At 37.8% G+C, this 13,287-nt stretch carries 4 protein-coding genes; 1 reads left to right on the top strand and 3 read right to left on the bottom strand.

Translation table 11 applies throughout. From position 1 onward, the window contains the following. Positions 1-85: 85 nt before the first annotated feature. On the top strand, positions 86-1,477 hold the full coding sequence (locus tag Q8G36_RS04900) for a hypothetical protein (RefSeq protein ID WP_305159234.1): 1,392 nt from the start codon (positions 86-88) through the stop codon (positions 1,475-1,477). A gap of 458 nt (positions 1,478-1,935) precedes the next feature. Here the strand turns inward: Q8G36_RS04900 and Q8G36_RS04895 are convergent, their stop codons facing one another. The 3 genes from Q8G36_RS04895 to Q8G36_RS04885 are packed head-to-tail and all read right to left on the bottom strand — an operon-like array spanning position 1,936 to position 13,272. Further along, positions 1,936-2,667 carry a thioesterase II family protein gene (locus tag Q8G36_RS04895; protein ID WP_305159233.1) on the bottom strand — a complete coding sequence of 244 codons (732 nt, stop codon included), beginning with the start codon at positions 2,665-2,667 and terminating at the stop codon, positions 1,936-1,938. Positions 2,668-2,686: 19 nt separating this feature from the next. Then, positions 2,687-5,590 carry an amino acid adenylation domain-containing protein gene (locus Q8G36_RS04890; RefSeq protein ID WP_305159232.1) on the bottom strand — a complete coding sequence of 968 codons (2,904 nt, stop codon included), beginning with the start codon at positions 5,588-5,590 and terminating at the stop codon, positions 2,687-2,689. Then, positions 5,587-13,272 carry a non-ribosomal peptide synthetase gene (locus Q8G36_RS04885; protein ID WP_305159231.1) on the bottom strand — a complete coding sequence of 2,562 codons (7,686 nt, stop codon included), beginning with the start codon at positions 13,270-13,272 and terminating at the stop codon, positions 5,587-5,589. Before Q8G36_RS04885 ends, Q8G36_RS04890 begins: the two co-directional genes overlap by 4 nt. Positions 13,273-13,287: the final 15 nt, after the last annotated feature.

Genomic DNA, 13,287 nt, shown 5'->3' with positions numbered 1-13,287 from the left:
TAAGCCTTTAAATTTATGAAACAACTCACCACCCCGCCCCTCCCTCATAATCTGTAACTAGGCACATTTATGAGGGGGACGGATCATGGAGATGGAATTAACGGCACTCCATTGGATTTATGTAGTATTTATTGCATTGATAATCGGGTTTATGGTAAAACGTCGTGATACTACCCTCATCTGCATAATTGGTATTTTCCTTTTGGCTTTAGTGGCAACAGGCAGTTTGGCATCCTCCATAAGCGGAATATTCAACAGCTTCATTTTCGCAATCACGGAATTAATGTCCACGATATTAATCATTTCCATCATCGTTGCCATGAGCACGGTTTTAACGAGGTCTGGCATTAATGATGTCATGATTGCACCGTTTGCGAAATTCATTAAGAATCCTACACTTGCCTTTTGGGTAATTGGAATCGTCATGATGATGATATCCTGGTTTTTCTGGCCATCACCTGCCGTTGCCTTACTTGGGGCTGTTCTGCTCCCCGTTGCCTTACGGGCTGGTTTACCTGCCCTTGGTGTGGCGATGGCGATGAACCTTTTTGGTCACGGAATAGCATTATCAGGGGATTTCATCATTCAGGCTGCCCCTAAACTAACGGGTGATGCCGCTTCCATACCAGTCGGTGATGTCATCGCTGCGAGCATACCCCTTGTCATTACAATGGGGGTCGTCACCACCATCTCCGCCTTTATCCTTTTAAAGCGGGATATGAAGCATGGAAGAATCAAGGCGGCAGATAATGAGGGAATCGTCCAAGATCAAACAATGAGTGAAGATCTGCTTACACTGGCACAAAAGAAGTTTTTTGCCGTTTTCATTCCGATTGCCTTTCTGTTGGATGTTGTGGCATTGTCGATTTTGAAGTTGCAAGGCGGAGATGCAACCGCGTTGGTTGGCGGTACAGCCGTTTTCATTTTGCTGATTTTATCCCTTGTCGCACATAAACAACAAGGACTTGAAAAATCAACGGCCTATTTAATTCAGGGTTTTCAATTTGGCTTTAAAGTATTCGGACCCGTCATTCCGATTGCCGCATTCTTCTATTTAGGTGATTCTGGATTCAACCAGATCATCGGTGACTACTTACCAAAAACATCCCTCGGCATCGTCAATGACCTCGGTGCCGCCTTAGCAGCCTCCGTTCCTTTAACGAAAGAAATAGCCGCCGTCACATTAACGGGCATCGGTGCCATTACTGGCTTGGATGGATCGGGCTTCTCAGGCATTTCTTTAGCGGGATCTGTCGCCAAACTTTTTGGCACGGCAATCGGAAGCGGAACCGCCACCTTGACTGCACTCGGACAAATAACTGCTATATGGGTTGGCGGAGGTACCCTGATTCCATGGGCACTGATACCAGCCGCAGCAATATGTAACGTTAGTCCCTTTGAACTTGCGCGCCGGAATCTGCTGCCAGTAACCATTGGTTTAGCAGTGACTACGATAGTCGCGATGTTTCTCATTTAATCGATTTGCGCCGATTTGTGTGGACTCTAAATTACGGAAGGGCATCTCAATTTCCATTCCAATAATTAAACGGATGTTCGATTGGGTCTCACCCCGAACCCTGAACAAGACTTGGATATCCTTCATATTTTCACTTTTTCATTCGGATGAAAACTATTAGATTGAAGAAATTTGCGACACTCCTGCCGAATAACTGGCTAGCCGGGACCCCCACAGACGCTTGCTTTGACGAGGCTTGGCTGACAGTCGGCGGAAAGGGAGTGGATTTCTGAAATCAACTGGAACTATTTTAATTTGTCTACAGTGTAAAAGGACTGAATAAATCAGTCCTTTTTTTAGGTGAAGATCGGGTTTCATGCTTATCCAAGCTGATATTGAAACTCACATTATATTAAATTATTTTGACTTCTGAAATTAATTGGCGGAGCAAATTTCGGTTGTGTAGACATCCCGCAAACTTAAATCAGAACATCACAACGACTATTGAGTAAATACTCTTGAATGATTTTTAAAACAAAATCCTGGTTTTGCTTTATATAGAAATGATCACCCTTTAATATATGCAATCCTTCAATATGTTCAATATATTCATTCCAGCTTTCGATACTTTCCTTCGTCACGGTATCATTCGATCCCAATAGCAAAACGGCTTTATTTCCCACCTTTTTCCCGCGTTTTTTTTCATGGTGATAGTTGGCTAATACATTCAAGTCCGACTGTATTATCGGTAGGAATATATTCATGAAATCTTCCGTTTCTAGGAGTTCCTTGTTCGTTCCACCGATTTTTTCAAGCGATTGCTTTAAATGTTTCGCATTAGAGCAATCGATTTGATCTACTTTATAATCTGGAGACGATTTACTTGAAATGAATATATGTTCTACTTTATTACCATATCTCTCCTCTAATTTCGCCGCAATTTCATAGGCTACGATCGCGCCCATGCTATGTCCAAACAAAGAGATGTTTTCCAATGATTTCATTTGATGTTTCTTTTCCATTTCTTTCATTAATATATCCGTCAATTCCGCCATATGGTCACACAATGGTTCACTATATTTACTGCCATGTCCAGGGTATTCCAGCGGGACTACCTCTATCACATCATCATCAAATTTCCATTCTCTATAAAAAGATGCACTTCCCCCAGCATAAGGGAAACAAAAAAGTGTTTTCTTCAGCCGTTTCATCCCCCTTCTCCACGATCAATTATTTCAACATGTACTTCATAAAGCTTTCAACATACATTGAATCAATTTCCGGCATTTTCATTGATAGCCATTCTAATTCCTTCTTGGTTTTTGATTGCAGGATTTCCGACTCTTTTAATTTTGTTGATTCATCAATTAACTGGGACAAAGCACTTAATGAATGAATCTCGTTAGATTGTGTCTTTTCTTTTAAAGATTGTAACCATTCTTCCAATTCCATATTGGAGTAAGGTATTTCATTTTTTTCGAAGAAGGAGGTCACGAATTCACTTGAAACTCTCTGATCATTGAACATATGATAGATCCCGAGCTTCTGATTCCCATTCAATCTTGATATTTTGTAAATGAACTCACTTACAAAATCGACTGGCATCAATTCAAAATGAATTTCCTCTTTAAATGGCAATATCCTTTGTTCAATAAATGATTCAAAAACCTTGTACAACATATCCTTCTCGTTCCAAACCCCGTTTGAATTAGATGAAATCCTGCCTAATCGGAAAATATCGATTGACAGTCCATGTTCCCTTGCTTGAAGAAGCAATTTCTCGGCAACCCATTTGGACTGGCTGTACCCGATCATTAAATCGGGGGAGTAAACCAATTCGTCTTCCTCGTCCCATTTCCTTTCGCCGGTCAAGACAGAAAGCGTTGATGCATAATAAATGTTTTTCCGATTGTATGATGAAGCAAACTTAATGATCTCCACTACACCATCCACATTTGAAACTTTTGATTTGCTATACGGCTCGAAGAAATTCGTTTCGGCACCGACATGATACACATGAGAAACATCATTGCTTAATTTCTCATATGTCATATCATCCAGACCGAATTGATGTTTACTAAGATCCCCTTCAATTACAACGATTCGACTTACGAAATCATCCTGCCAAAGACCATATTTCATTAAGGTATCTTTCAATCTATTTCTTGAAGGAAATCTAACCAAACAATAGATTTTGACATCTTCCAATTCCAGTAACAATTTGTTTAATAGATGTGCTCCTAAAAACCCTGTTCCACCTGTAATCATCATATTTTTTTCAATTTGAACTGGTTTAGTGGATATTTCCCTTATTTTCTCCATCAACTCTTGATCGAGCATTGAATCCTTCTCCATCACTGCTTCCATGCTGCCAGCTGAATCTACTTCAAGTGACTCAACAAATTTATTCACTGTATTATTTTCCAATAATATTTGTAAAGTGGCTTCAGGAAGTACAGTTTCCTTCATTACATAGACCAGTTTTGTGGCTAAAATGGAATGGCCTCCATTTTCAAAGAAGTTGTCGTCCAATCCTAGACTTTGATTTCCTAATACATTTCTCCAAATCTCCAATACTTCTTTTTTCTTTCCACTTTCTTGATTGGCTAAGGAAGTTTCATTTTGCATGATATCCATTTTCAATAATTTCTCTTTATCCACTTTACCGTTGGCATTAAGCGGGAAATCATCCACTCTGACAAAAAAGTGGGGAATCATATAATTCGGCAATTCATTGTTCAGATAATCTTTAATATCCTTTTCAGCGTTTTCCGCTTTTTCATCTTTATGTTTGTAATAAGCGATAACATAATTTTCATCATTGATGTTTTTAACAGCAACTACTGAACTTTCAACCTTCATGTATTTATCAAGCTTGTCTTGAATTTCATTCAGTTCAATTCTAAAGCCGCGAATTTTCACTTGACTGTCTTTTCGACCTTTGTACAGGATCTCACCATTATGTAACCGGATGCCATGATCACCTGTTTTATACCACTTCGCCTGATTCAAACCATCCATGATCAAAGCTTGTTCCGTTAATTGCGGCTGATTTAAATAGCCTCTCATGACCCCTTGGCCGCCAATGTAGATTTCGCCTATTTCCCCATTTTCTACTTCGACTAGTCCTTCAGATAGAATCCTGATTTCTACATTGCTCAATGGTTTTCCAATGGGAATAACATCTACATCTTTGTCTTCGACCTCATGACAAATGGAAAAAGTTGTGCATTCAGTTGGTCCATACCCATTAATCAAGGAAAAATGACCGATTGTTTGTTTCAATCTTCTCACATGGGAAACCGAGATTTTATCTCCGCCAACAACGATTTTCTTTAATCCTTCAAAAATTAATGGATCCTCATCAACCATTGCATTGAAAAGACCTGTCGTAAAAAAAGCTACATCCACCTTTCCAATGGATATCGCTTCTTTCCAATCATCAAAAGAAGTGAACTCATTCGACATCAAGAATAAAGTTGCGCCATTCAATAAAGCTCCCCATATCTCAAAAGTTGCCGCGTCAAAGCATGGGTTGGAAAATTGAGCCACTCTATTATTTTCGTTTATTTCAAGTATTTCAGAGTTCAATACTAAATTGACTACACTCTTATGCTCTATCATTACGCCTTTTGGCTCACCGGTCGTACCTGATGTATAGATAACATATGCGAGACCATTCTCCGAAGAACGGTTAACGGGAATGTGCCCTTCCCTGCTTAGTTCATCAATCTCAAAATGAATTGGTTCAATATCCAATTCACTTAGCTTCCCTTCTTGACCATTAAACGATAAGAAGAACTTCATATCCGTATCTGCAAGCATATATTCCAATCTTTTTAATGGGTACTTTTCGTCGATTGGAACATAGCAACAGCCTGACTTTATTATGGCAAGCATCCCTATAATCAGTTCAATGGACCTTTTGCTTGGAATACCGATCATTGTTTCTTCTTGAATCCCCAAATTAATGATCCTTTTGGCAAGATTATCTGAAAGAATGTCTAATTCTTTATAAGTAATTTGACGTTCATTTTCGCAAAGTGCCGCTTTTGATTGATTATCTTCCGCGGTTTTTTTTAAAGCTTCAGTTATTGACATCAATTTATTCATCGTCATCGATTTACTTATCATCGTGCCCCAACTTTCAAGTGATTTATTAATTTACCAATAGATAGTAGTGTTTCATCTTCTGTTAGTTTTAAGAATATTTCTTGCATGGAATCCATAAAACGTAAAATTTCATTTTCATCGAATTTGCTGGCTTTATAAATGATTTTATAATGCAGCTTGGATTGCACTACAGCCGCGGAGAACGTAAGATCAAAATTGGTCGATTCACTTCCAACTGAATTTTTAATCATGATTCGCGAATCCTCTGCCAGTTCTGTGCCCGGATAATTTTCGAATACAAATATATGTTGGAACAATTCCTTATCCCATGGAATTTCAGCGTATCGCTTTATATCCGTAAGTGAACTGAACTCATACTCTCTCATTTGTAATTGCTTGTTTTGAATGGCAGTGAGATAGGATTGTAAATCATCATCCCAATCGATTTTCAAAGAGAATGGTAGAGTATTGATCAATAAGCCTACAGCTGATTCAATATGCGGAATGCTGAGGTTCCTTCCTGAGCTTGTCACCCCATAGCATACTGAGTCGCTTTCACTGAAGTAGGATAGAACGATGCCCCAAACTCCTTGAACTACAGTATTAATTGTCTTTCTATGCCGCTTGGATAATTCTATTAATCTTTCGGTAAGCTCTTCAGGTAAGCTATATTCCATAACTTTATCCGATGTAAAAGCTTCCATATCCGTTTTATTACTCACTAGTGCTTTTACTTGTTCGAAATCCCTCAATTCTTTATTCCAAAAAGCTGCTTCATCCTGTTTATTAATATTCCTGACATGATTCATGACTTGTTTATAAGCATTCTTATGTTCATCACTGTCTTTTGCTGTATTCGATGGGTTTCGATAATTATCCAAAAAATGATTCATGACAATTTGCAGGCTCCAGCCATCTATTAAAGCATGATGATGTGTCCATATGAATTTATAGCGATGATCCGAGAGCTGGATCAAGGTGATGTTCATGAGCGGACCATTCTCTAAATCCGTTTGTCTGTTTTTGCTATGCTCTAAAAGATTTTCTATCTTGGATTCTGACTCGTCTTCACTAAACATCGTTAGATCCACATGATTAAACACATAATAAATGTCATTCAGTATGATTTGATAACGGTCCCCCAATTGATTGCGCCTGAAAACAGATCTTAGAACGTCGTATTTTCTACATGTTTCATTCCAGGCTTCTTCTAATTTAACCAAGTCCAGATCACCTATTAAATCAATGGATAGCTGTGAAATATATTCAGGACTTTGAGTTACTTCACTATGGAATAACATCCCTTCTTGAAGTGATGTCACTGGGTAAATCTCTTCAATGTTATGAAACTTATTAATGAAATGGGTGATCGTACTTCCATCGACTATTTTCTCAGCTTCAAAATCCGTTTCGACAATAGAGTCATTCAAATCTGCACTTCCACTTAAAATTTTGTTTAAGTGTACTTCAACTTCTTTACATATCATTTGGAAGTTTTCATTGTTGCTATCGCCAATAATATTCAGCATGAGTCTATTATTTACGATGCTGGCGACAAAATTGAGTTTATATGGAAATTTATAGTTTAAATCGATATTGCTGCTATTGGTTTGTTCCATATCACCAGTGTTATTAAACTGACCTAGATAGTTGTAACTCACAAGGCTATCTGGATAGTTATGATTCCGAGTGGAAATATACTTTAGGATTCCAAAGTCAAACCCTTTGTTTGGCACACTTCTTAATCTGTTTTTTGTATTTCTCAAGGTTGAGCCCAAAGACGCCATTCCATTTATCCTTACTGGATAAATGGAGGTGAACCACCCTACCGTCCTTGATAAATCAATATCATCCTCAATATCCTCTCTGCCATGTCCTTCTAAATCGAGCCAAAACTCATTGATTCCCATTCGATTGGAAAATGCATGTGCGATAACGGATAATAAAACTTCATCAATCGTCGTTTTATGTTTTCTTAAAGTGTTTTTAATGAGGTTTTGTGTTTGGGCCTCATTCACTTGTATTTTGTACATGTTTTCAAAATCACACGTTTCTCCTAAGCTTTCCGTCAGCGGAGAAACTGGAATATTCATTTCCTTTTCCCAATATTGAACGGCCTCTTCCGGTAGGTCAGTGTTCTGGTATTCGTTCAGTTTCTCGGACCATTGTTTATAAGAAGTCGTTTTTAAAGGGAGTGATGGTTCTTGTTCATTCTTTATCTGTTGATAGCATCTTTCGAAATGTTCGAGAAGTATCCGCCACGATACACCATCAACCACAAGGTGATGAATCACCCAAAAAATCCTTACCTCCCTTTGACCCCTGAATAGAAGGAACTTCATCATGGGGCCATTGTGTATGTTTAAACTTTGTTGGGCGTTTTCTTCTAGCTCCTTAATTACTTTCAGACTATTTTCATCTTTAAAACTTGAAATATGATACTCGTAAAAACCGCATGCCTTATCAGCATTTGAAATATTGCCAATATATGAATCACCATGTTTTTCAAATAATGTCCTTAATACGTCGTGCTGATCAAGTAATTTCATGATGATTTTTTTATATTGTTCAGTCGCCAACGTATTATCCTTCATCAAAACGACTGACTGATTCCAATGATGGATATTGTCATGATTTTCATTAAAAAACCAAGATTGAATAGGCGTCAACGGTACATAACCTGATATTTTTTCTTGGACCACTTGTTTTTGTTCCAGCTCATTTACAATATTCCCTAGCTCACGGACCGTTTGGTATTCAAATAAATCTTTAGGCGTTATAAATAGATCTTTTTCTTTTGCAGCCGAGCATATTTGAATGCTGATGATTGAATCACCGCCACATTCAAAGAAGTTATCTTCCGGTCCTATAGCGGGATCGTTTAAAACATCTCTCCATATTGTCAGAAGCTCTGTTTCAGTTTTGGACAGTTCTTGCACATCCGGCACTTTTTTCTTCCTCTCATCCAACTGTTCCGTCCATTTCGGCAGGGATTTCCGATCAACTTTTCCATTCGGCGTCAAAGGGAATTTATCCAGTTGCATAAAATGAGCAGGAATCATGAAAGCAGGCAGTGTTTCTTTCAGTCTTCTTCTGATAGAATCCACCGAAACCTCATCATTCACCGTATAATAAGCAATTAGCCTTTTATTCTCAAATCCATCTTCCATTGCCGTTACATAACTATCTTTGATTTCTGCTAGTTTTCGTAATGAAACATTAACCTCCGATAGTTCAACACGGTATCCTCTTATTTTCACCTGGTCGTCCGCTCTGCCTATATAAACTAATTCCCCAGCTTTGTTATGCTTAACTAAATCCCCGGTTCTGTATACTTTTTCAGCAGGGTTGAATGGATTAAGTATGAATCTTTCATTTGTCAGGCTCTCATTATTCAGGTATCCCCTCGCTAACCCAATTCCTCCGACATGAAGTTCACCAACCGCTCCTGCCGGCACTAGTTTCCGGTTTTCATCCAGCACAAGTGCAACCGTGTTAGTCAGTGGCTTCCCAATTGAAACAACGAATTCATCTGTAGCATCCTCATTCGGGGGAAACATTTTAAAACTTGTACACACCGAATATTCCGTAGGCCCGTAGCCATTGAAAAACGATATATGCTTAAACTTCGAAACGAGCTCGACTGGACATTCAGAACCTGCAGATCCCAACACTTTAATCGTGCTCAATTCATTGATTGGCAGTTCCTTCAACACAGCAGGCGGTAAAATGATATGAGAAATTCCTTCACGCTTAATTTGTTCAACAAGTTTACTCAAGTCAAATTGATTTTCTTTATCTACGCTTATATGCAGCTCGGCACCGAACAATAGTGTGCTGAAAATCTCTATGACGGATGAATCAAAATTAAACGTAGCGAATTGCAGCACTTTAGCTGATGTATCTAAACACATCATTTTATTTTGGTTATAAACTAAGTTAATGATTCCTCTATGTTCCAACATGACTCCTTTTGGCCTGCCTGTCGTTCCTGAGGTATAAATGACATATGCTAAGTCTCTCTGATCCGCAATGTGAAGATTCTCTGTCATTAACAAATCCGATTCATTTTCAATATCTTCAAAATATATTATTTTGGATGGGTCAATCAAATCATTCTTTCCGAGTTCTTTGTGACTCAAGCAATAGGAAATGGACGAATCTTCAACCATGTAGCTTAATCGTTCATTAGGATAATGAGGATCCAATGGAACATACGCAGCACCAGCTTTAATTACTGCCAACATCCCTGTCACCATATCAATTGATCGATTCACATAAATTCCGATTCTTTCTTCTTTAGAAATCCCTTTGCTTAGTAAATAGTGTGAAAGCCGATTGCTCTTATCATTCAATTCGCGATATGTAATGGTTCTGGAACCATCAACAATGGCTATCTTATCAGGAAATCGCTCAACAATTTTATGGAAGGCTTGTGGGATTGTGTCATTGATTCCCTCAAAGCGAATGGTTTCTCCCTGCCATTCTTCCAATAATACTTTCTCCTGCTTCTTACTCACGACGGATACATTGTCAATCGACCGTTCAGGCTGATAGGTAATTTTCCTAATCCACTCTAAGAAATTCTCAGCTAATATTTGAATGGTTTGTTCATTGAAGATCCCTGAATTATACTCAAAAGCGAATAAAAGCCTATCTTCATATTCTTCTGCAGCTAAACTCAAATCGAATTTTGCTACCTTTGATTTTATTACTTCAGGCGTTATCTTTATGTATTCACTTTCAAATGCAGCTTTGGCATTATTTTGTAAAATGAAGACGGTTTGAAATAAAGAAGTGCTTGCTAAATTTCTTTCAGGGTTAATGACTTCAACGATCTTCTCCAATGTCATTTGCTGATGATCATAGATGTCGATGATATGGTTTGTATTTCTTTGAAGAATCTCTTCAAATGTTTCCTCATGTCCCAGCTTTAATCTAAAGGGCAGTGTATTGACAAAATAACCTATCGATTTTTCTGTTCCTTCAATCATTCTATTCGCCAAAGGACTTCCAACGATGATATCGTTTTGACCTGTATATTTTGCTAGAAAAGACTGGTACATCGTTAGCAGTGTCATGAATAATGTCGAGTTTTTTTCCAGGGACATCCGCTTTAAACTCTGGAGCTCTTCACTTGTTAGTTCCACTATAAAACTACTGCCTTCGTTGTGATTTTCTTTTGTACGTATCGTATCTAAAGGAAGCTCCAATTTAGGTAATTCCCCAGATAAGTTTGTTTCCCAAAATAGCGATTCTTCTTTCATGTTATTTTCCAACCAGCTTTTCTGCTCAAAGGCAAAATCCTTATATTGTTTAAAGTCGCTTCCAAGGATAAGTTCCTTTTCATTCACTTCACTGTCATAAAACGATAACCATTCATCTAAAAATACACTCACTGACCATCCGTCAAAAACGAAATGGTGGAGATTCACAAATAAAACAGACTCTTTTTCACTTAATTTAACTAGTTTCACTGTCATGAGGGGACCTTTTTCAATTTCCAGGATTTCCGATTGGACATCGTCTTCGATTTGCAGCATACGAGTCGTTTGCTGTTCGGTCTCTAACACAGAGAGGTCAATTTCACCTATTTTAATGTACAAATCTTCCCGGATTTCCTGATAGCCTTTACCGGATTTTTCACGGACGGTGGTCCTTAAAATCTCATGTCTATTAACGACATGATTTAGGGCTTTTTCCAGTATTGAAGTATCCACTGTACCAGTAATTTTATATTTCTGAGGGATATTATAATTGGTTGTCTTGCCATTGAGTTTTTCGTTAAACCACAAAGCCTCTTGGTTACTGGATAGAACGTGATTTTTTTGTTGCACTTCTATGTGCCCAATGTCATGATTTGAAATTTCATTAATGATGAAGGCCGTCAACGAATCGATTGTTGAATTTTGAAAAATATTTTTCAAAGTTAGAATTTGATTGTATTCCTTGTTTAATTTTGTCAATAACTTCATGGCTAAAATCGAGTGTCCGCCCATTTCAAAAAAATCGGCATCTTTATCGATTTCACTTATTGATAAGACTTCCAAAAATGTCTTTTCCACAAAAGATGATACTACCTGCGTTTCATTTCTCGGAAGTGTAACCATTTCCGGAAAGACCTTATGACTTAGCATTTTCAATGTAGGATTTTCAAACAAATCAGCTAATTTCATATTCGCTTCAAGCCTTTTATTTATTTTAGACACCAATTTCATGGCTGTTATCGAATGCCCGCCCAATTGAAAGAAATCAGAATCCTCATTAATCTTCCTGTTCAAGAAAAACTCTTGCCATATTTCTTTAAGTCCTTGATTAACCGATGTGGATCTGATCGAATGGTTACTTGTAGCTTGATCGTCTTTACTCACTTTATGTTTTAGTTTTGAAAAATCAACATCCACGTATATTTCATCAATTTGCTGAGCTTTAGTAATTTGATGGGCAATCTGCATGAAGGCTGATTGGATATCATTTACTAGTGAATGCTCTAAGAAACGGGGATTAAAATACAATTTGCAATTAATCGTTTCTTTATTATCCTGGGCTTGTAATGATAACGGAAAGCTATGCGATTCTTTTCCGCCTTCGACCTCCCAGTTAATGCTAAAGCCTTCATCTTTCGCTTCCGGATAATTTTCATAAACAAATAAAGTTTCGAAAATCGGATCTTCCTTCTTTAATTTCGTATGCCTTTTGATATCCACTAAAGAAATTTGGGAGTAATCCAGCATATTGTTTAATGTTTCCTGGAACCGTTTCAGTAAATCAGTAACGCTGTCTGTTTCGTTTATTTCAGCTATCATAGGAATCGTATTAATGAGCAGCCCAACAATTTCCTCCGATTTGAATAAATTATTCGACCTGCCAGAGCTCACAATTCCAAAGACTATTCGATTTCGATTGGACATTTCCTTTAGGACGATTGACCAAATTAACTGCAATAATACATTAATCGTTACATGGTTTTTAGCGGCAAATTCTCTTAAAAGCTTACTCTGTTTTTTATCCAGCTCCCAAAATAGATCATTTTCCTGCTGGTTTCCATTCACATGTTTCATGACGGGAAATGTGATCGTCGGCTGTTCAATATCCTTTGCCAGCTCTTTCCAAAAACGATTTTGATCTTCCGCATCGGTTTTATTCATATACCGGATAAAATCTCCATATTGCTTTGGCTTTTCAATAAGTCCTTTGGAGTCTTTTCCTACAATTCGGCTGTAAATAACAAAGAGTTCGTCGATGACTATGCTGGTGCTCCAGCCATCCAAAATTATATGGTGATGAGTCCAAATCAAGATAAACTGATTTTCTTCAATTTTCACTAACTGGAGTTTCATCAAATTAGAGTTATTTACATCCATCTCCTGGGATTCGGAAGTCACTCTCTTAATTTCATTTAATTGTTCATGTTCACTTAACCCTGTCATATCAATTATTTCTGGTTGATAATCCATTGTATTGAATACAACTTGAACATTATTTTCTATTTTTTTAGAGATGACCTTCATTCTTAATGCTTCATGACGTTCCACTACCTGACTCCATGCCTGGAACAATGCATTCACTTCAAGAGCGCCCGTTATCCTGATTCGCATTTGAGAAATGTAAAGGTTCTTTGTTGAATTGTTCATTTCCAGTTCATAAAGGATTCCTTCTTGAAGCGGAGTTAATGAGTAGATATTCTGAATAGATTTCTCCAATTTTGCGCCTCCCGA

Source organism: Peribacillus frigoritolerans (assembly GCF_030676415.1).
GTDB lineage: Bacteria > Bacillota > Bacilli > Bacillales > DSM-1321 > Peribacillus > Peribacillus frigoritolerans_A.
Note: the sequence above shows the minus strand (reverse complement) of the source record. Positions and strands in the feature narration are given on the sequence as shown.

What these genes read in the sequence shown, in the direction of transcription:
- Q8G36_RS04895 (WP_305159233.1), bottom strand. Translation starts at nt 2,667, where the DNA reads ATGAAACGGCTGAAGAAAACACTTTTTTGTTTCCCTTATGCTGGGGGA.
- Q8G36_RS04890 (WP_305159232.1), bottom strand. Translation starts at nt 5,590, where the DNA reads ATGATAAGTAAATCGATGACGATGAATAAATTGATGTCAATAACTGAA.
- Q8G36_RS04900 (WP_305159234.1), top strand. Translation starts at nt 86, where the DNA reads ATGGAGATGGAATTAACGGCACTCCATTGGATTTATGTAGTATTTATT.